Annotated in this window: 18 protein-coding genes and 1 tRNA gene; 9 read left to right on the top strand and 10 right to left on the bottom strand. The window is 45.8% G+C overall.

Translation table 11 applies throughout. From position 1 onward, the window contains the following. Nucleotides 1-53 precede the first annotated feature (53 nt). The 5 genes from NGM44_RS08695 to ccoN all read right to left on the bottom strand — a co-directional run bounded on the left by NGM44_RS08695 (nucleotide 54) and on the right by ccoN (nucleotide 5,203). Nucleotides 54-1,688 (bottom strand): CTP synthase, encoded by a 1,635-nt coding sequence (locus tag NGM44_RS08695; protein WP_253223280.1) that lies wholly within the window; start codon nucleotides 1,686-1,688, stop codon nucleotides 54-56. A gap of 141 nt (nucleotides 1,689-1,829) precedes the next feature. Beyond that, a complete protein-coding gene (gene ccoP, locus NGM44_RS08690; protein ID WP_253223279.1) occupies nucleotides 1,830-2,909 on the bottom strand; it encodes a cytochrome-c oxidase, cbb3-type subunit III in 1,080 nt (359 codons plus the stop codon). Continuing rightward, nucleotides 2,906-3,082: a CcoQ/FixQ family Cbb3-type cytochrome c oxidase assembly chaperone gene (locus NGM44_RS08685; RefSeq protein WP_253223278.1), complete on the bottom strand. Its 177-nt coding sequence runs from the start codon at nucleotides 3,080-3,082 to the stop codon at nucleotides 2,906-2,908. The genes ccoP and NGM44_RS08685 overlap by 4 nt, the downstream gene beginning before the upstream one ends. Beyond that, on the bottom strand, nucleotides 3,082-3,720 hold the full coding sequence (gene ccoO / locus NGM44_RS08680; protein ID WP_253223277.1) for a cytochrome-c oxidase, cbb3-type subunit II: 639 nt from the start codon (nucleotides 3,718-3,720) through the stop codon (nucleotides 3,082-3,084). The genes NGM44_RS08685 and ccoO overlap by 1 nt, the downstream gene beginning before the upstream one ends. Before the next feature lie 10 nt (nucleotides 3,721-3,730). Beyond that, on the bottom strand, nucleotides 3,731-5,203 hold the full coding sequence (gene ccoN, locus NGM44_RS08675; RefSeq protein ID WP_253223276.1) for a cytochrome-c oxidase, cbb3-type subunit I: 1,473 nt from the start codon (nucleotides 5,201-5,203) through the stop codon (nucleotides 3,731-3,733). 629 nt (nucleotides 5,204-5,832) lie between these two features. On the opposite strand from ccoN, the gene NGM44_RS08670 reads away from it, so the two are divergent. From NGM44_RS08670 to NGM44_RS08660, 3 genes are all read left to right on the top strand, one after another. Beyond that, the gene (locus tag NGM44_RS08670; protein ID WP_253223275.1) at nucleotides 5,833-6,216 is read left to right on the top strand and encodes an SCP2 sterol-binding domain-containing protein; all 384 of its coding nucleotides are present in this window, start codon (nucleotides 5,833-5,835) and stop codon (nucleotides 6,214-6,216) included. Between the two features lie 297 nt (nucleotides 6,217-6,513). Beyond that, nucleotides 6,514-7,953: a cytochrome c oxidase accessory protein CcoG gene (ccoG, locus tag NGM44_RS08665; protein ID WP_253223274.1), complete on the top strand. Its 1,440-nt coding sequence runs from the start codon at nucleotides 6,514-6,516 to the stop codon at nucleotides 7,951-7,953. A 71-nt stretch (nucleotides 7,954-8,024) separates the two neighbouring features. Continuing rightward, entirely contained in the window at nucleotides 8,025-8,663 is a 639-nt protein-coding gene (locus NGM44_RS08660; protein WP_253223273.1) for a FixH family protein, read from the top strand. A gap of 46 nt (nucleotides 8,664-8,709) precedes the next feature. Here NGM44_RS08660 and NGM44_RS08655 read toward each other — a convergent pair whose 3' ends face one another. The 3 genes from NGM44_RS08655 to NGM44_RS08645 all read right to left on the bottom strand — a co-directional run bounded on the left by NGM44_RS08655 (nucleotide 8,710) and on the right by NGM44_RS08645 (nucleotide 10,776). After that, nucleotides 8,710-9,690 (bottom strand): LysR family transcriptional regulator, encoded by a 981-nt coding sequence (locus tag NGM44_RS08655; RefSeq protein WP_253223272.1) that lies wholly within the window; start codon nucleotides 9,688-9,690, stop codon nucleotides 8,710-8,712. Nucleotides 9,691-9,771: 81 nt separating this feature from the next. Further along, nucleotides 9,772-10,200 carry a hypothetical protein gene (locus NGM44_RS08650; protein ID WP_253223271.1) on the bottom strand — a complete coding sequence of 143 codons (429 nt, stop codon included), beginning with the start codon at nucleotides 10,198-10,200 and terminating at the stop codon, nucleotides 9,772-9,774. Between the two features lie 81 nt (nucleotides 10,201-10,281). Next, the gene (locus NGM44_RS08645) at nucleotides 10,282-10,776 is read right to left on the bottom strand and encodes a L,D-transpeptidase (RefSeq protein ID WP_253223270.1); all 495 of its coding nucleotides are present in this window, start codon (nucleotides 10,774-10,776) and stop codon (nucleotides 10,282-10,284) included. Nucleotides 10,777-11,011: 235 nt separating this feature from the next. Between NGM44_RS08645 and argG the strand changes: the two genes are divergently transcribed. From argG to NGM44_RS08615, 6 genes are all read left to right on the top strand, one after another. Continuing rightward, nucleotides 11,012-12,355, top strand: coding sequence for an argininosuccinate synthase (gene argG, locus NGM44_RS08640; protein WP_253223269.1), 1,344 nt, complete (start codon nucleotides 11,012-11,014; stop codon nucleotides 12,353-12,355). A gap of 249 nt (nucleotides 12,356-12,604) precedes the next feature. Beyond that, on the top strand, nucleotides 12,605-13,666 hold the full coding sequence (pyrC, locus tag NGM44_RS08635; protein ID WP_253223268.1) for a dihydroorotase: 1,062 nt from the start codon (nucleotides 12,605-12,607) through the stop codon (nucleotides 13,664-13,666). Next, on the top strand, nucleotides 13,666-14,346 hold the full coding sequence (gene rnt / locus NGM44_RS08630) for a ribonuclease T (RefSeq protein ID WP_253223267.1): 681 nt from the start codon (nucleotides 13,666-13,668) through the stop codon (nucleotides 14,344-14,346). Before pyrC ends, rnt begins: the two co-directional genes overlap by 1 nt. A 35-nt stretch (nucleotides 14,347-14,381) precedes the next feature. Next, nucleotides 14,382-14,870, top strand: coding sequence for a YajQ family cyclic di-GMP-binding protein (locus tag NGM44_RS08625; RefSeq protein WP_253223266.1), 489 nt, complete (start codon nucleotides 14,382-14,384; stop codon nucleotides 14,868-14,870). 319 nt (nucleotides 14,871-15,189) lie between these two features. Further along, a tRNA-Glu gene (locus tag NGM44_RS08620) sits at nucleotides 15,190-15,265 on the top strand. A 111-nt stretch (nucleotides 15,266-15,376) separates the two neighbouring features. Further along, entirely contained in the window at nucleotides 15,377-16,168 is a 792-nt protein-coding gene (locus tag NGM44_RS08615; protein WP_253223265.1) for an NRDE family protein, read from the top strand. 4 nt (nucleotides 16,169-16,172) lie between these two features. Here NGM44_RS08615 and NGM44_RS08610 read toward each other — a convergent pair whose 3' ends face one another. Together NGM44_RS08610 and NGM44_RS08605 are read right to left on the bottom strand one after the other, a co-directional pair. Continuing rightward, nucleotides 16,173-17,249 (bottom strand): type I glyceraldehyde-3-phosphate dehydrogenase, encoded by a 1,077-nt coding sequence (locus NGM44_RS08610; protein WP_253223264.1) that lies wholly within the window; start codon nucleotides 17,247-17,249, stop codon nucleotides 16,173-16,175. Then, on the bottom strand, nucleotides 17,239-19,101 hold the full coding sequence (locus tag NGM44_RS08605; RefSeq protein ID WP_253223263.1) for a helix-turn-helix domain-containing protein: 1,863 nt from the start codon (nucleotides 19,099-19,101) through the stop codon (nucleotides 17,239-17,241). Before NGM44_RS08605 ends, NGM44_RS08610 begins: the two co-directional genes overlap by 11 nt. Between the last annotated feature and the right edge of the window lie 310 nt (nucleotides 19,102-19,411).

Below are 19,411 nucleotides of genomic sequence, written 5' to 3'. Positions count from 1 at the left end.
ATTGGCTCAAAAGGATAAAAGCACACCAAAACTTGTTTGGTGCGCTTATGTATTTAGGCAGATTTCACATCAATTGCCGCTTTGATGAAGCTATTAAACAATGGATGACCGCCGCGCGGTGAGCTTGTGAACTCTGGATGATACTGTACCGCCACGAACCATGGGTGGCTGTCAATCTCGACCGCTTCAACCAAATGCTGCTTGGCTGAGTAGCCTGAAATTTTCATACCTGCCGCTTCTAGTGGCTCGATATAGCGATTGTTCATCTCATAGCGATGGCGATGGCGTTCGGTGATGTTGATCGCGCCATAGATTTTGGCAAGTTTTGAACCTGCGACCAATTCCGCTTCCTGCGCGCCCAGACGCATCGTGCCACCAAGATCAGAATCATCTGAGCGGATTTGTAGCTCGCCTTTTTCATCGAACCATTCGGTGATCAAACCGATGATCGGATTGGCAGTTTTGCGATCAAATTCGGTTGAGTTAGCTTCTAAACCCAAGACATTACGCGCGTATTCAATCACCGCAAGCTGCATACCTAGGCAGATGCCCAAAAATGGCTTACCGTTTTTACGAGCGTATTCGATGGCTTTCATCTTGCCCAAAGTACCACGCTCACCAAAGCCACCTGGTACCAAGATTGCATCCGCTTTTTCGATCTCAGCCATGGCTGATGTGTCAGTCTCTAGCGTTTCAGCACTGACATAATGAATGCGTACTTTGGTCTTATTATGAATGCCTGCGTGCAGCAAGGCTTCATTGACTGATTTATAAGCATCAGGCAGTTCGACATATTTACCCACCATCGCAACGACGATTTCGCCTTGCGAGTTGAACAAATCACTCACCACTTGATCCCAATCAGACAAATCTGCTTCAGGAGCTGTGATACCAAAACGCTCACAGATCAAATCATCCAAATCTTGCTCATAGAAACGGCGTGGGATTTGGTAAATTGATTTGGCATCTTCGCACAAGATCACGCCACGCGTCTCAACATTGGTAAATAGTGCGATTTTTTGGCGATTGTCTTCTGAGATTGGCTGTTCAGAACGGCAAATCAGCACATCAGGCTGAAGACCAATAGAACGCAACTCTTTGACAGAATGCTGTGTTGGCTTAGTCTTAGACTCGCCTGCTGACGCGATGTACGGTACAAGCGTTAGGTGCATTAATAGTGAATTATTGCGACCCAATTCCACTTGCATTTGGCGCACGGCTTCCATGAATGGCAAGCTTTCGATATCGCCCACTGTGCCACCGATCTCAATGATGGCGATGTCATAGCCTTCACCACTGGCACGGATTTTGTGCTTGATTTCATCGGTGATATGCGGAATGACTTGCACTGTACCGCCCAAATAATCGCCGCGGCGTTCTTTGGCAAGGACGGTTTGATAAATGCGACCGCTGGTGAAGTTATTTGCCTTAGTCATTTTTGAGCGGCGTAAGAAGCGCTCATAATAACCTAGGTCAAGGTCGGTCTCAGCGCCGTCTTCGGTGACAAAGACTTCACCGTGCTGGAACGGGCTCATTGTGCCTGGGTCAACATTAATATAAGGATCCATTTTGGTCATGGTGACTTTCAGGCCACGCGCTTCCAAAACAGCAGCTAATGAAGCAGCAGCAATGCCTTTGCCAAGTGATGACACGACACCGCCGGTAACAAAGATAAATTTAGTCGTCATAGTAATGCATCGGTTACTGGTAAATGTGAATTTTACTAAAATTTACGCAAAAAATATAGAGGGTGAATCATTTTTTTGTAAATAAAAAAGAGCTGCAGTTATCGCAGCTCTTTTTTGGCAGTACAGCATTGATTGCATCAATTACTGTGCTTGGTCTTGTGACAATGAACGCACATAAGCAGCCAATAGCATCACACGCTCGTTACCAAGCTTGCTGTGCCATTCTGGCATCACACCACGACGACCGTAACGGATCGAAGTTTGGATGGTATCGCGATCACCGCCAAATAGCCAAGTGTCATCAGTTAGGTTCGGTGAACCAACAGCGATTTGACCTTTAGCATCTGGGCCGTGACAGACTGCACAAGTCGTTTCAAAGATAGCTTTACCTTGAGTGACTTTAGCAGCGTCTAGCTCATAGCCATTTTGGTTACCAGAAATGCTCAGTACATACTCAGCAACCGCTTTTACACCTGCTTCACCGATGACTTTTTGCTGATTTGGCATACCAGCAGTTTCTGCCAAGTTACGACCGTTGTGGATGGTCAATAGGATTTGATCCGTATTACCACCATGCAGCCAATCGTTGTCGGTTAGGTTTGGATAACCTGCCGCGCCTTCAGCATTCGAGCCGTGGCACAGTGCGCAGTTTTGTAGGAATAGACGGTTGCCGATTTTTTGAGCTTCTGGATCGGCAGCCAGCTTCTCTACATACGGTGCAAGCAATGTGATTTGGTCATTGATTTGCTTTTGTAGATCTGCATTTTCTTCACCTGGTTTTTGCTGAGCTTGCAGATCATTCAATTTTGCCAAAATCGCAGTGGCTTCTGATGCGCCTGCATTGGCTAGGATGTTTTGTTCAAAGTTTTCGATGAAGACTTTGTTGTTTGCTTGTAGCTGGCTGTTTAGCTCATTGGCAGAAGTCCAGTAAACTGGCTGACCATCCACTTCAACAGTGGTCACGCCTTTCCAAGCATTTGGCATGATCGCTGGGAATAGTACGAAATAGCCCAAGCCCCAGATCAAAGTACCAAAGAAAATTACCAACCACCATTTTGGCAGTGGCTTATCATATTCACGAATACCATCATATTCATGACCTGTTGTGCCGTCTTCTTCAAGTGCTGGTTTAGATTTTAGCGTCCAGACCAAAACACCGAAGATAAATAGCCAACAGCCTAGCGATAGGATGGTAATCCAAGAACCCCAAAAAAAGCTCATTGTGTATCCTTAGTGCGTTGTTGTGATGATGAACTTTCAAGATCATCTAACGCAAGTTGTGCATCTTCTTCAAAGCGTTTTTTATTTTTTGGTGAATATGCCCACCACGCGATGCCGATGAATGCAATGAATGCACTCACCGTCGCAATACTATGCAAAACGCCCAAATCCATTAGCGCTGACCTTTCATGGCGATACCTAGCTGCTGTAGGTATGCTACCACCGCGTCAAGCTCTGTTGCGCCCAGTACTTGGTCTGGTGCTGCTTCGATATCAGCATCTGTATAAGGCACGCCGAAACGCTCTTTAAATAGACGCATTTTTTCTTGTACCTTTTGACCATCAACTTCATTCTTGGCTAGCCAAGGATAAGATGGCATAACAGACTCTGGCACGACAGAACGCGGATTGATCAAATGGTCAATGTGCCATTGGTCAGAATAACGACCACCCACACGAGCTAGGTCAGGACCAGTACGCTTAGAACCCCATAGGAATGGGTGATCCCACGCTGATTCCGCTGCACGGCTGTATGGTCCATAACGCTCAACTTCTGCACGCAGTGGACGCACCATTTGGGTGTGACATACATGGCAACCTTCGCGGATATAGATGTCACGACCTTCTAGTTCTAGTGCTGTCCATGGGCGCATATTTGGCAATGGTTTGTTCACGCCGCCATCTTCTGGTGCATTGCGGTCAAAAATCAAAGGAACGATCTCAACCAAGGTCGCAAAGCTGATGGCGATCACGATAAAGGTAACGAGTAAACCTGTATTTTTCTCAAATACTTCATGAGTTAATTTAGACATTGCTTACCCCTTATGCTTGTACAGTCGTAGCTTCGTCAGCTGACTTTGGCTGTGCCACTGGTTCAACGACGCTTGGCATCTTGATGGTACGATAGCAGTTATACGCCATCACAGCCATACCAGCAACATACAAAGCACCACCCAAAGCACGCACCACATATGGCCAGTGTGATACCACAACTGTTTGGATGAAGTCATATGCCAAAGTACCATCTGGGTTGGTCGCACGCCACATCACACCTTGGGTAATACCCGAGATCCATAGCGCAACGATGTATAGCACTGTACCCGTTGTCGCAAGCCAGAAATGTAGCGTGATTAGGTCAGTTGAGTACATTTTTGCTTTGTTATAAATACGCGGCAATAGCACATAGATCGAACCGATTGTTACCATACCTACCCAGCCTAGTGCACCTGAGTGTACATGACCAACTGTCCAGTCAGTGTTATGGCTGATAGCGTTCACCGCTTTAATCGATAGCATCGGACCTTCGAAGGTACTCATCGCATAGAATGATAGTGCAACAATCAAGAAACGGATGATAGGGTCAGTACGCAATTTATCCCAGCTGCCTGATAGAGTTAGTACACCGTTAATCATACCACCCCATGATGGAGCAAATAGGATCAATGAGAACACCATACCCAAAGACTGAGTCCAGTCAGGCAATGCTGAATAATGTAGATGGTGACCACCTGCCCACATATAAGAAGCAATCAATGCCCAGAAGTGAACGATCGATAGACGATATGAATAAACTGGACGACCAACTTGCACAGGAATGAAGTAGTACATCATACCCAAGAATGCAGCAGTTAGGTAGAAACCAACAGCATTATGACCATACCACCATTGGACCATAGCGTCAGTAGCACCACCAAATAGTGAGTACGACTTCAAGGCACCTACTGGAACCGAAAAGCTATTGACGATATGCAGTAAAGCAATGGTAATAATGAACGCAGCAAAGAACCAGTTTGCTACATAGATGTGTGAAGTTTGGCGTTTGATAATCGTACCGAAGAATACGATGGCATAAGCAACCCACACCAAAGCAATGGCGATATCAATCGGCCATTCTAGTTCAGCATACTCTTTAGCTGATGTATAACCAAGCGGCAAAGTAATCACTGCAGCGACAATAATCGCCTGCCAACCCCAGAATGTAAACCACGCCAAATACGGGGCAAATAGTCTAGTTTTACAAGTACGCTGGACGATATAGTAAGATGTTGCAAAAAGTGCCGATCCCCCAAACGCAAAAATCACCGCATTGGTATGTAGCGGTCTTAAGCGTCCAAAAGATAGCCATGATGTGTCAAAGTTCAAAACTGGCCATGCCAACTGCGATGCAATAAAAACACCGACAGCCATGCCAATGATGCCCCAAACCACCGCCATGATGGTAAAAAATCGCACGATGGTGATTTCATACTCATGATCAACGGATAGCGGAGCCACTGCTGATTTGTATAGACTCATTGGATATTTTCCTGTGCAGCCCGATTTATTTAGCTTGAGTGACTTTTGGTGGGTAAATTTTACCCAAACCTTCACTTGCTTTCATTTGTGTGTCTATTGTAACGCAAAGTTTGGCAAATATCATCCTTGCAAGCGTGCAAAATACAAAAAATTCCCCAATTTTTTTAAGGAATGCCCAAAAACACCGACAACGGTCATCAAATCCGATGCCAAACGGCGATACAAACGGCGAAATTTGCGACTAATGATGCGATTTTGACAAACTTTTGCGTACTATTGTTGGCAGTGTTTGCCAACTTCTGCTCATACCCATACTAATAATAAGGTATTATTAGCGGTTTATCACCTTTTATTATACAACACAAATGTAATTTTTGGGTATATTTTGTAAAAATATTGAAATTTTTTGGCAATAATCGCTGAAATTCTCGCCAATTTTATCGAAATTCCTAATAATTTCAACCAGTTATCATTGTTACTGGCTGCTGTTTTACTTATTGTTTTGCCAAACTTTGTCTATTCTTACACGGTTTTTGGTGTTTTTTCACAAATAGACAGCAAAGTTTTACGCATTTGTACGCTTTTTGCCTTATAATAAACCAATGATTTTTTTATAAGGATGGATCACAATGGCAAAATTTCTTTCACAAGCTTGGTTTGATGAAGTCGCGGCACTAAACGCACAAGCTGGCGATTTAAACCTTGCGCCAAATCTTGACAGTGTACTATTAAACGCCATCATCACAGGCGATGATGCTGCCGAGCTACACCTAAAAAATGGTAAAATCGCACAAGGCTTGGTGGACAATGCCAACAGCACTGTGACTGTCGATCGCGAAACTTTGGTTCAAATCATCTCAACAGGCGATGTCAATATTGCCATCGAAGCCTTTATGCTTGGCAAAATCCGTGTCGATGGTGACATGACCCAAGTAATGGCATTACAATCTGCCAAGCCAAGCCAAGAACAAAAAGCATTATTCAAGCAGATCCTTGCGATTACTGAATTTTAATCATTCTATAAGTGATAAATGCAGCACAAGGGGCGAGATTTCGTCCCTTTTTTGTGGGTTAATTTTGGTAAAATTCACAATAAATAAGCAACATTTTCAATTTCCCATACAAAAACCCTACAAAAAATGGTAATATAAGCACCGTTAATCTTATGAAAATTCATCATAAGTTTTTACCATTTTCGATTAATTTCGCTTAAGCCATGTGGATGATGTGAATGCGTCATTGTTTTTGTTAAATTAACCAAAATTTCGCATTTTAGCACGCATCAACCATAGCCAGCCAAGGTGACGACAATGTCCGAACAAGAAAAACCAAAGAAAAAGCCCCGCCCCGCTCCCGAAAAAATCATTCCAACATCCAAAGACATGGACGCGACCAAGGTGCGCGTGCATCCGCGATTTGTCAAAGGTAAATATCAAAACATTCGCCTAGTGAGCATGTATGCCATTTTGATTGGCTTTTTGATTTTGCCGTGGATTCGCTGGAATGGGCGACAGGCGATTTTGTTTGATGTGATTGAGCCGAAGTTTTATATCTTTGGCGCAACTTTCATGCCACAAGATTTTTATTTCTTTGCCTTTGTCTTTATCATCGCGGCGATGCTGCTATTTATGGTGACAGTCTATGCTGGCCGCGTGTGGTGCGGTTATGCCTGCCCACAGACCATTTATGTGCATCTGTATCAGCATATTGAGAAGTGGATCTTGGGCGAGCGTAATAAGCGCATGAAGTTCGACCGTGAGCCGATGAGTGCATCTAAGGCAATGAAGCTTGTGCTGATTCACTCGATATGGGGTATGATCTCTGCGGTGACAGCATTGACCTTTATGGCGTTCATCGTTGGCACCGATACGCTGATTTTTAATGGCAATCCGCTGTTCTTTATGGAATGGGGTAAGATGAGTTGGATTTTCTTCATTCTCATCACCCTAGTCACGCAGATCAACGGCGGCTATATGCGCGAGCATATGTGCGTGTATATTTGCCCTTATGGTCGTTTCCAATCGGTGATGTTCGATAAAGACACCTTGATCGTCTCTTATGACTATGAACGCGGCGAGCCACGCGGTGCGCGCAAAAAAGGCGCAGAACACGAAGGCTATGGCGACTGCGTGGACTGCACCATGTGTGTGCAAGTCTGTCCGACAGGTATCGATATTCGTGATGGCCTGCAAGTTGAATGCATCCAATGCGCGGCGTGTATCGATGCGTGTAATGAGATCATGGACAAGGTCGGCTATCCGCGCGGCTTGATTCGCTATACTACCGAGCGTCAATTGGTCGAGAAACAAAAAACCAAAATCATCGGCTGGCGTATCTTCGCTTATATCGCGGTGCTTGGCGCCTGTATCACAGCAGCGACCCTAGTGGCTGTAGGTCGCGCACCGCTTGAGATGGAAATCCGTCACAACCGTCAGCAGCTATCAACCATCGATCGTGATGGCATGGTGAAAAATAGCTATGTGCTAAAAATCGTCAATAAAACAGACGAACGCCATGTCTATCGCGTGCACCTAGAAAATCCCGGCGAGATGAAACTACAGTCACGCTTTGAAAAATTGCCATTGAACGCCAATGAGCCATACGATCTGCCTGTGAACATCATCGCGCCTGCAGCCAGCCTAAGCCAAGAAAGCACGCCGATCACCATCACCGTATATAGCGAAGATGGCCAATACAGCGCATCTGCACAAGATACCTTTATCTACCAAACTTCAAAAGATAAAAAATAACTTGCTGCAGCCCTGCCATTCAAGCCCTGTTGTGTTACAATAGGGCTTGATTTTTGTTCTTTGGAAAGTTTATGCCTACCCGTGAAACCAACAATTCAGCCAATGTCTGGTACAAAAACTACATGGTACTGGTCTTCGTCATCGGTCTGCCTGCACTGGTGGTGATTGTGTGTTTATTCTTTATTTTTTATTCAATAAAAATTCAAGACAGCACCGTACGCGATGATTGGTATATGGATGGCAAAACCCTGTACCAAGACGCTTCACGCGATAAGATGAGCCATGATCTGGGCATCACTGGCATCATGCGCCTGTCATCAGATGGTGATGATACGCAAGTGCGCTTTGAGCTGAATTATCCTAGCGACAGTTTATCATCGGGTAAATTTCACGATGGCACGCCACTGACCTATCCAAAAAGCCTAGCCGTGCGCATCTCTCATGCGACAGATAATGATAAAGATCGCGATTTTACCATCACGCACAGCACAGACAATGTCTATACTGGAAAAGTGACACTTGACCCAACACCTGCCAAATATTATGTGCAAATCAGTAACGATGGCGCACACAATTGGCGATTGGTACAGCATGAAAAATTCCCCGTACAAAACATCACCTTTCGTCCGCTATCAAGCTTCGATGAAGATGGCAGCACCCTGCCTGATCAGCGAGATAAGCGCGCGCATTTGGAAAATAAAGCTCAGTAAAACAAAAAAAGATTGTGGGTCAAATCACAATCTTTTTTTATTCGGTTTAATTTTTATTTGCACTTTTCACCGCTTGCTCTTCTTCGGCGATGACTTGACGCGCGACATGCAAAATCAGCTGCCGCAACCAGCGATGTGCAGGATGATGCTGTAATAGTGGCGACCACGCCATCGTCAGCTCAAACTCTGGGATAAAAAACGGCGGCTCTTTAACGACGATCTGTGGATTATTATCCGCCTGCAGTCGAGCCACGCGCGTCGGCAAAGTCGCAATCAGATCCTTATTAGCGGCAAGCATCGCAGGCATTTGATAATGGCGGGTGAAGACGCTGATTTGGCGCTTTTGTCCAAGACGCTGCAAAGCTTGGTCGATCGAGCCAAGACCGCCTGATTTCTCAGGATTGACCCCAAAACCCACGCCCATGCCTGTCTTTGATACCCACACATGCTGCGCTTTGAGATAATTTTTCAGATTAAAGCGGCTGACATACGGACTTTCGGCGGACAACAGACAGCTGAATGTATCACGCCATACCAAAACCTGATGAAAGCTTTGCGGAATTTCATTAAAGCGGTTGATCGCCAAATCCACACGCCCCTGCTCCATGTCGCGATACGACACATCCGACGGCGTCAAAAAGTCCAAAATCACATTCGGCGCTTCTGAACGCAATGCCTTGACCAGCCTAGGCACAAGCGTCGCTTCGGCATAGTCACTGGTCATGATACGAAACACGCGCGATGTGCTATACGGACGAAACTCAGTGCGCGGCTCAAGCAAAGTGGTGATGTCTGACAGCACTTCACGGATGCGCGGCTGTAGCTCAAACGCACGCTCGGTCGGCGTCATGCCTTCAGACGAACGCACAAGTAATGGATCATTGAACAGCGAACGCAGACGGCGCAAAATATTACTCATCGCAGGCTGAGTGATGCCAAGCTGTTCAGCTGCGCGCGTGACATTTTTCTCGCGCAATAGCACATCCAAATAAAACAGCAAATTCAGATCGACTTTTTGAAGATTCATGACATTACCTTTTTTTATTATTTTAAGATAATTACTTTGCAATAATTAACTTAAAATAATCAATTTCTAACCACTCTAAACTCATTGCACATTTGGCAGACCAATCTGATGCACTTGGCTTTTTGTGACGCCTAATACGCCATCAATCTTCTTATACGATGAAATGGTCGGCTCAATACTGTGATACATTGGCTGAATGGCAATGCCGCTTATGTTTTTGTACTCGTATAGCAGCGTATCGCCACGGCGTTTCACAAGCTCAAGCACCGCATCTTTTGCCGATGGTTCAAATAAAATGATCAAGCTGCCCGCTGTGGCATTTTGTGCCACTTGTGGTGCGTATTCAAGTGCATCTGCCGATGGCTTAGAATGCTTGGGCGCGGTCGTCGGCACGGCGGTGGTTACGCCATCTTTTTTGGTGATTTTTAGACCATTGTGATTAACGCCATTAGTGGATTGGCACGCGGTTAAGATACTCATCGTTGCCAAAATCAGTGCAAATTTTTTCATCCTCTCACCTTTTGTTTTAAAGCCATTTTATCAAAGCCTTCACTATCAAAGCGACTGCTTTGCAAACTGATCAACTTATACCTATTTAATCACAACTTCACAGCCAATATCAACTTGATTATACAGTTTTTCTAAATCATCAAGTCGCATACGCACACAGCCGTGCGACATCGGCACGCCCATCGGCTCCGTATCAGGCGTACCATGAATATAGATATAGCGTGATTTGGTATCGACAAGATTACCATTGGCATCACAGCCTTTATTGATACCCTCTTCGCAGCCGTCTAGCCATAATATCCGACCCAAAATCCAATCACGCTCAGGGTACTCACAGGCAAGCTTGTCATCATACAGCTCACCGGTGAATCGACGAGCGACAAACACCGCATTATTTGGCAATCCATCACCAAATTTTTCGCTAATCCGATGCTTACCAAGCGGTGTACAGCCACTGCCTTCAGCTTGCCCTGTGCCGTTTTTGGCAGTTGAAACCAAAAAACTTCGCACCATCTGACCGTCTTTGATTAGGCTTAAGGTCTGCGTTTGGGTATCAATATGAAGTTGTGTCGTCATCGTATCGCTCTTGGTTTATTCTTTGGCACTTATCAACACCATACCAAAAAATATCATCATTTCCAAAATGAATAGTATAGCAAAGCTTTGGGGGTTTTGGGGATAATTCTCTGAATCTTGTGTTAAAATTTAGCATTTTTTGAGAAAATCTCACTAAAAATTCCCACATCGCTTGCCAAAATGTTATAATCAGACATGACCTTATTTCTTTTTGTGATAAATCAAGGATTATGCAATGAGTAATGCAACCATTTTACAGCATCTGCCTATCGGCAAAAAAGTTGGTATCGCTTTTTCTGGCGGTTTGGACACTTCTGCAGCACTGCTTTGGATGAAGCAAAAAGGTGCTGAACCTTATGCTTATACCGCCAATCTTGGTCAGCCCGATGAAGATGATTATAATGCCATCCCTGCCAAAGCTGAGCAATACGGTGCTGTTAAAGCACGCCTAGTGGACTGCCGCCTACAGCTTGCCCAAGAAGGTATCGCCGCCATTCAGTGCGGTGCGTTTCATGTGACGACAGGCGGTATGCCATACTTTAACACCACACCACTCGGCCGTGCGGTGACTGGCACGATGCTGGTGTCAGCGATGCGTGAAGATGATGTCAATATCTGGGGTGATGGCTCAACTTATAAGGGCAATGATATTGAGCGTTTTTATCGCTATGGCCTACTTGCCAATCCTGAATTGAAAATTTATAAACCATGGCTTGACCAAACTTTCATCGATGAGCTTGGCGGCCGTGCTGAGATGAGCCAATTTTTGATTGATAATGGCTTTGATTATAAGATGAGCAAAGAAAAAGCCTACTCAACTGACTCAAATATGCTTGGTGCAACGCATGAAGCCAAAGACCTAGAATATCTAGATGCCAGCCATAAAATCGTCGAGCCTATCATGGGCGTACGCTACTGGGATGAGACAGTTGAAGTCAAAGCCGAAACCGTCAGCGTCACTTTCGAAGAAGGTGTACCTGTCGCCATCAATGGTGAGAAATTTGACAGCCCAGTTGATTTAATTTTAAAAGCCAACGAAATCGGTGGTCGCCACGGTCTAGGCATGACTGACCAAATCGAAAACCGCATCATCGAGGCCAAATCTCGTGGCATCTATGAAGCACCAGGCATGGCGCTACTTCACATCACTTATGAGCGTCTGGTGACTGGTATCCACAACGAAGACACCATTGAGCAATACCGCATCAATGGTCTGCGTCTGGGTCGCCTACTATATCAAGGTCGTTGGTTCGACTCACAAGCACTGATGCTGCGTGAGACCGCTCAGCGTTGGGTTGCCAAAGCCATCACAGGTACAGTCACTGTTGAGCTACGCCGTGGCAATGACTACAGCATCCTAAATACCGAATCGCCAAACCTAACCTACGAAGCAGATCGCCTATCGATGGAAAAAGTCGAAGACGCAGCATTCACACCGCTAGATCGTATCGGTCAGCTAACCATGCGTAACCTAGACATCGCCGACACTCGCCAAAAGCTAGGTCTGTATGTCCAATCAGGTCTGCTTGGTCTAGGCGGTGGCAATGCCGTACCACAGCTTGAAAACAAAGGCAAATAAGGTAAATAAGGCAAATCAGCTTAGTGTAAACCTATCAAATTCCCAATCGTTATCGGTTGGGAATTTTTTTGGTAAAGCATCACTGATGCCAAAAGCGCCTTTGTTCAGCAAATTTATCCTGCAAACACCTTGACAAAATCGCCCCATACTAGAATAATGACAAGATATTGATTTTTAGCCATTTCATTGAGAAATATTGTATAATTTATCAATCATTACTCAATAGATTATCAGCCAAGCGAGCCTTTTATGACCACTACTCTTACTCTCATTCAGCCTGATGACTGGCACATCCATCTGCGTGATGGTGATGCCCTAGCGACGACTGTGCCACACGCCGCAGGTAGCTTTAACCGTGTGATTTGTATGCCAAATTTGGTACCACCTGTCAAAACCACAGAACAAGCCATCGCTTATCGTGAGCGTATCTTGGATGCACTGATGGCAAGCGATTTGGCTCAAGCTCGTAAAGATGCCTTTGACCCACGCATGGTATTGTACCTGACCGATCACACCACCAGTGATGACATCCGTGCAGCAGTCGCATCAGGCGTCGTGTCAGCGGTCAAGCTATACCCAGCAGGTGCAACCACCAATTCAGCTGATGGCGTGACCGATATCAAAGGTCGTTACAGCATCTTTGAGACCATGCAAGAGATTGGTCTGCCATTGCTGGTGCATGGCGAAGTGACGCACAGTGAGATTGATATTTTTGATCGCGAAAAACGATTCTTAGACGATGTGCTAAGCGATATCATCACGCATTTCCCAACGCTAAAAGTCGTCTGTGAGCATATCACCACCGCTGATGCTGCTGACTTTGTACTTGCTCAAGCTGACAATGTCGCCGCTACCATCACGCCACAGCATCTACTATTTAACCGCAATCATCTACTGGTCGGTGGGGTCAAGCCGCATTATTACTGCTTGCCAATCCTAAAACGCCAAAGCCACCAACAGCGTCTGCTTGAAGTTGCCACCAGCGGCAATCCGAAGTTTTTCTTGGGCACCGATTCTGCACCACACGCGACGCACACCAAAGAGTCTGCCTGTGGTTGTGCAGGCTGTTATAGTGCGGTACACGCCCTACCGCTGTATGCCGCCGCCTTTGAGCAGATGAATGCACTGGATAAGCTTGAAAACTTCGCATCGGTATTTGGTGCCAATTTTTATGGCCTGCCTGTCAACACCAGCACCATCACGCTCATCAAGCAAGCCCAAACCGTCCCATCGCATTATGACTATTTGGGTGACAAGACCTTGACGCCACTACTGGCAGGTACGGATATCGACTGGCAAGTGGTGCGCTGATGAGTGAAGTTGTAACACCAACGATTGCCAATCGTTTTCGTGGATTTTTGCCTGTGGTGGTCGATGTTGAGACCGCAGGGTTTAATGCCGCCACCGATGCACTACTTGAAATTGCTTGCGTGCCGATTTTGATGGATGAGCATGGCAAACTCTACCAAGGCGAAGCACTCAATGCACATATTGAGCCTTTTGTAGGGGCAAATCTTGAGCCTGCCGCGCTCAAATTTACTGGCATCAATCCTGATAGCCCATTTCGCAAAGCCATCAGCGAAGACGAGAAAGTCGCCTTGCGTCGTATTTTTAAGCAACTAAAAGCACTCAAAAAAGAACATGGCTGTCGTCAGTGCATCCTTGTTGGGCATAATGCACATTTTGATTTGGGATTTTTGAATGCGGCGATTGCTCGCACCAATAGCAAAAATCACTCGCCTTTTCATGCCTTTAGCGTGCTAGATACCGCAAGCTTTGCCGCTCTTGCCTATGGACATACGGTGCTGGCTCGCACTTGCATCATGGCAGGGATTGAATTTGATAATTCACACGCCCATTCTGCCTTATACGACACCCAAAAAACTGCCGAACTGTTTTGCCATATCGTCAATCACACACCGCTACTATCGCCAGTCGCTTTTGATGATACATCGACTGATGATACTGATGATAATGGTGTAGAGTGTTGATTTTAAAAGTTTTTATGAAAAATTTGGAGTAAATTATGCCATCTTTTGATATCGTTTCTGAGTTAAATGTTCAAGAAGTCCGCAACGCCATCGGCAATGCTGACAAAGAAATCGCCACTCGCTTTGACTTTAAAGGCAGCGACATCAGCATCGAGTTAAGCGAAAAAGCCAAAACCGTGACCATCAGCACGGACAACGAACTGCAAGCGGACAATGTCTATGCCATCTTTGAAAAGCAGCTGATCAAACGCGGCGTGGATCTGCAATCACTTGACCCACAAGACAAAGCCCAATCAGGTAAGCATACCAAGCAAGTCATCAATCTAAAAGATGGCTTGGATGCCGACAGCGCCAAGAAAATCGCCAAAGCACTCAAAGAATCTGACCTGAAAGTCGCAGCCAGCATCCAAGGCGACAAAGTGCGTGTCAGTGACAAGAAAAAGGACAATCTGCAAGCAGCGATGGCATTTTTGAAAGAAAAATCGTTTGGCGTACCGCTTCAATTTAATAATTTTAAAGACTAATTAGCATTACACGACTACAAACCGTTCATTTTAGGCTTAGGCTTCACCCAGCCAAAGGATGAACGGTTTTTTTATTGGCTGTAAATTGAGTAAATAAATTTGGCGACGAGAAATCTTCACTCGGTAAAGTGGATAAATTACATAATAAAATATTTATAAATCAATGACTTATGAAAATATTCTAAATTTTTGCGAAATTTTTAGAAAAAATGCTTGACCACCATCAAAACTGTGCTATAATGTGCCCACTTTCGGAACAACGGTGAAAGCGCTGAAAGTTGGTAAAGCAAACTGATTCAGATTGACTTTACAACCTAGTGTCCCATTCGTCTAGAGGCCTAGGACACCGCCCTTTCACGGCGGTAACAGGGGTTCGAATCCCCTATGGGATGCCAATATTCTAAAATGCACCTAAGTATCGCTTAGGTGCGTTTTTCTTTGTGCGTGTTTTGCTTTTTATCAAAACCTGCTATACTCAAACCCATCTTTATCAATAATTTTTACCCATGTGTATCGTAGCTTTGGCGTGGCAAGTGTTGCCTGATTTGCCCTTATGTCTGATTTCTAATCGTGATGAATTTTATGCGCGCAAATCATTATCCTTGCACGAGTGGCAATCGGGGATTTTTGCAGGGCAGGATGAACAAGCGCATGGCACTTGGATGGGTGTGACGCGCGCAGGTCGCTGGGCGGTGCTGACCAATCATCGCAATGGCTTGGATAAAACCACTTATGCGACCAGTCGCGGTCATCTAGTGGCGCAATATTTACAAAGTGATGTCAGCCCTATGGCATTTGGCAGAAGTCTTAGTCCAAGCTTTAAGCAGTTTGCAGGGTTTAATCTAATCATCGGTGACAGACAGCAAGCAGTGTATATCAGCAACCGCGGTGATGGCATTGAACTACTTGCCCACGGCGTCCATGTCGTCAGCAATAACCTTAAGAGCGAACATTGGCACAAATGCGCACATCTGCGACAGCGATTCGTCCAAGAGCTACTGCCCATCGCCCAAAGCACACAATATGAGAAGCTTAATGATTTATCAGACGCCCTATCGCCCATCGCATGGCAATTGTTAGAAGATGACAGGCAATTGCCTGACGACAAACTTCCTAATACAGGCATCGATGACACATGGGAGAAGATGCTATCATCGACTTTTATTGCAAGTAATCACTACGGCACGCGCGTATCAAACCTACTTTTAATGAGCCAAAACTCGCTACATTGGCAAGAAAAATCACAGCACGGCGATGATCGTGGACAGATTGCCCAAGTACAGTTTTCATTGGATTGAAAATTTAGCGATTTGCCAAAATATCACACATATCCAGCAGTCGATTGGCATAACCCCACTCATTATCATACCACGCGAAAATCTTCACAAGCTCGCCTGCTGCCATCAGCTGCGCGCCATCAATCACCAAAGAATGACTGTCGCCAATAAAATCACTCGACACAAGCGGTGCATCAGTATAGCCCATGATGCCTTGTAGCCGCCCTGTGCTTTGGGCTTGCAGACTGCGGCGGATTTGCTCAATCGGTACAGGCTGAGTGAATGTCACCGTCACATCGATGGCAGCGACATTAATGGTCGGCACACGAATCGAATGCCCATTGATTTTGCCTTGCATGGCAGGTAGCACGCGCTCAGTGGCGTTGATGCTACTTGATGTCGTCGGTATGATATTATGCCCACTGGCACGCGCACGGCGCAAATCGCGATGCGCTTGATCGAGCACGCTTTGGTCGGCTGTCACCGCATGGATCTCTGTCATCATCACTGAGCGTATGCCAAATTCATTATCCAGCACCGACAACAGCGGCACCAATGCCTGCGTGGTACAAGAGACGCTTGAGATGATCGGCAAATCTCGGTTCAGCTCATCATTATTCACCCCAATCACGATACTGGCGTCAATCTCATCAAATGGCGCAGCACCAACGATCACCTGCGCCGCCCCCGCTCGCCTGTGGCGCGACGCATCGGTATAAGAGCGAAAATGCCCGCTGCACTCAAGCACCACATCGATACCAAGCTCTTGCCACGGTAAATATTCAGGATTTCTTTGGTTTAATAACAAAATATCAAAGGCTTGATTCTCATGACAAATGCACAGCTTTCTTGTACCATCATCGGTATCATCGATGATTTGCGCTGTCGTTGTGCCATCTTGGGATAACTGGCTAAAGCGTCCGTGCGTGCTGTCAAATTGCAATAAATGCAGCAGCACCTGCCAATCGGCGACATCATTAATCGCCACAAGCTCAATCCGATACAGTAAGCGATACCGCGCGACAAAAGCACGCAGCACATTACGACCGATACGCCCAAAGCCATTGATAGCAAGGCGAAGAGTAGGTTTATCACGCATCATCACCCGCCTTATCCGCACCTTGATCGGCTTTGGTATCAATAAAAATCAACGCCAAACGCACTTGGTTATAATTATATTTACTGTCTAATTCTTCGACAATCGGGCGCAACTTCACCCCATCGACAAACTCCCCTTGGGCATCGAGCCGTTCATACACCGCTTGAATATCAGCCAAGACATCGGCATCAGGCTGATATTTAGCTCGGTCAATCTCTTTACCCGCCTTGATTACATCATCCAAATGCCCAATCACCGTCGATAGCGCAAGACTGCGCTCAGCTGCGATATTCTCAAGCGTCATGCCTGTCTGTATCAGCCCATAAGTGGCGTTCACGGTGGCGGTCAGTCCATTAGACTGCACAGCGTCTTTTTTGTGCTGCGTGGCTTTGGCTTTGCGCTGGGCGGCGGCTTGTTTTTTGGCTGCCAGATGCTTTTCGTTCAAGGCGATCTTGGCAGGGTCGGTAATACCCCCACAAGCATCGATAAAGGCAGTGTAAATCTGCTCTAGCGCGTCATCATCCAATACACCAAACGCCTGCGCGTGCTCTTGTGACAACTCGATCAATCGCCGATCAATGAACTGCACCCATTCATCCAGTAATAGGCTATTAATCTTCAGCCCTAATAATTTTAGACCATCTAAGGAGCGCAGCCGTGACAACGCCACATAGCCCTGCCCCATCTCAAAGGTCTTGGATAGGTCAATCTCAGCGGCATCAAGCGTCATGCCTTGCGACTTATGCACGGTAATCGCCCACGCAAGGCACAAAGGCACTTGCGTCACGCTCGCCAGCACTTCGCCATCACGCCCTTCGGTCGTCCATTCTTCAGGTTCAGCCAAGACTTCACCGCCGTTATTGAGCTGTACGATCGGATACGCCACTTCATCGATCACCGCTTTGGCGTCTTTGTATTGCTTGCCTGATACACCCATAAATGCCTTGATCTCGCCCATCGTGCCATTATACACACCAAGCAGCGGCATATTTTTGACAAACATCACCTTTGCGCCAATTTTCAGCGTCAGTGTCTCAGGCGCGCGCACGCTTTTGAGCAAGGTTTCGCGCAGTGCTTTCTCGCCAGTACTCACCGCGACGAAGGATTGCGGCGTGGCATCAAGCTGATCGAGCTCTTTTTGATTGATCTTATCAACATCGGTATTGTGCGTGTATAGGCGCGTGCGGTTCATCGCAACCGTATGCATCTGCGTGCCACTTAGCACATCGACCGCCTGCTGAGTGACGGTCTGCGAGCGGATTTGGTTTAGGATATCATTGAGTGATAAGCCGTACTTTTCTCGCTCACCTTGTCCTGCCTGGCGATGCTGTTCGGTCAGATAGCAGATTTGAAAATTACATTCAAGCCAAGCCTTTGACATAAAAGCATATTTTTCTTTGGAAGTTTCGCCTTTTTCACCCACAGGGGGTAGCTGAAAAAAATCACCCGAAAAAATCACCTGCACCCCGCCAAACGGCAGCTCACTTTTGCGAAAATGGCGCATCACTGCATCGATGGCATCCACCTGCTTAAGATGCAACATCGAAATTTCATCAACAATCAATACCTTAGTATTGCGAATACGATCAAGATAATCCTCACGCCCTGCCAGACGCTGCAAATTTACTTTTTCAAAACTATCAGCAATGCCAATACCCGACCACGAATGGATTGTCATGCCATTCATGTGGGTGGCGGCAATGCCCGTACTTGCCGTGATGGCAACAGGCACGCCACGCACGCGCAGATAGTCGATGTATTGATTTAGGACATAGGTTTTGCCCGCCCCTGCTTGACCAGTTAAAAAGACATTTTGACCAGTTTTTAGGATGGCGAGCGCAGTGGATTGTTTCATTATTTAAATCATTTAATTAAAATAAAATGTATAAATGGTCAAGTGATTGTAAAACAAGCCTAGGCAGCGAGCCGAAGATCGTATAAGCAATGCATCAAGGGGAGCCAACGACAGATTGTTTTGACAATCAGCAGACCATAAATTGCTTAGGATAGCATATTTAGACCCAGTTTGGAAAATAAAACATCAAGCAGGCTTTACGATATACGCAATTTTATCTACAATTAAAGCACTGGCTATAACGCACAAATACTTCATTTGATGATAAAATTAAAAAATTTTGGGGGGAATAATTTGGGTATCTTAATGG

This window comes from Moraxella sp. FZFQ2102 (genome assembly GCF_024137865.1).
Lineage (GTDB): Bacteria > Pseudomonadota > Gammaproteobacteria > Pseudomonadales > Moraxellaceae > Moraxella.
The sequence above is the reverse complement of the archived record's forward strand: the minus strand, read 5'-3'. Positions and strand labels throughout refer to the sequence as shown.

Coding starts and splice junctions, on each gene's coding strand:
- NGM44_RS08645 (WP_253223270.1), bottom strand. CDS start 10,776: ATGACGACACAACTTCATATTGATACCCAAACGCAGACCTTAAGCCTA.
- NGM44_RS08610 (WP_253223264.1), bottom strand. CDS start 17,249: ATGATGCGTGATAAACCTACTCTTCGCCTTGCTATCAATGGCTTTGGG.
- ccoG (WP_253223274.1), top strand. CDS start 6,514: ATGTCCGAACAAGAAAAACCAAAGAAAAAGCCCCGCCCCGCTCCCGAA.
- ccoO (WP_253223277.1), bottom strand. CDS start 3,720: ATGTCTAAATTAACTCATGAAGTATTTGAGAAAAATACAGGTTTACTC.
- ccoN (WP_253223276.1), bottom strand. CDS start 5,203: ATGAGTCTATACAAATCAGCAGTGGCTCCGCTATCCGTTGATCATGAG.
- NGM44_RS08695 (WP_253223280.1), bottom strand. CDS start 1,688: ATGACGACTAAATTTATCTTTGTTACCGGCGGTGTCGTGTCATCACTT.
- rnt (WP_253223267.1), top strand. CDS start 13,666: ATGAGTGAAGTTGTAACACCAACGATTGCCAATCGTTTTCGTGGATTT.
- NGM44_RS08685 (WP_253223278.1), bottom strand. CDS start 3,082: ATGGATTTGGGCGTTTTGCATAGTATTGCGACGGTGAGTGCATTCATT.
- ccoP (WP_253223279.1), bottom strand. CDS start 2,909: ATGAGCTTTTTTTGGGGTTCTTGGATTACCATCCTATCGCTAGGCTGT.
- pyrC (WP_253223268.1), top strand. CDS start 12,605: ATGACCACTACTCTTACTCTCATTCAGCCTGATGACTGGCACATCCAT.
- argG (WP_253223269.1), top strand. CDS start 11,012: ATGAGTAATGCAACCATTTTACAGCATCTGCCTATCGGCAAAAAAGTT.
- NGM44_RS08615 (WP_253223265.1), top strand. CDS start 15,377: ATGTGTATCGTAGCTTTGGCGTGGCAAGTGTTGCCTGATTTGCCCTTA.
- NGM44_RS08655 (WP_253223272.1), bottom strand. CDS start 9,690: ATGAATCTTCAAAAAGTCGATCTGAATTTGCTGTTTTATTTGGATGTG.
- NGM44_RS08650 (WP_253223271.1), bottom strand. CDS start 10,200: ATGAAAAAATTTGCACTGATTTTGGCAACGATGAGTATCTTAACCGCG.
- NGM44_RS08660 (WP_253223273.1), top strand. CDS start 8,025: ATGCCTACCCGTGAAACCAACAATTCAGCCAATGTCTGGTACAAAAAC.
- NGM44_RS08605 (WP_253223263.1), bottom strand. CDS start 19,101: ATGAAACAATCCACTGCGCTCGCCATCCTAAAAACTGGTCAAAATGTC.
- NGM44_RS08625 (WP_253223266.1), top strand. CDS start 14,382: ATGCCATCTTTTGATATCGTTTCTGAGTTAAATGTTCAAGAAGTCCGC.
- NGM44_RS08670 (WP_253223275.1), top strand. CDS start 5,833: ATGGCAAAATTTCTTTCACAAGCTTGGTTTGATGAAGTCGCGGCACTA.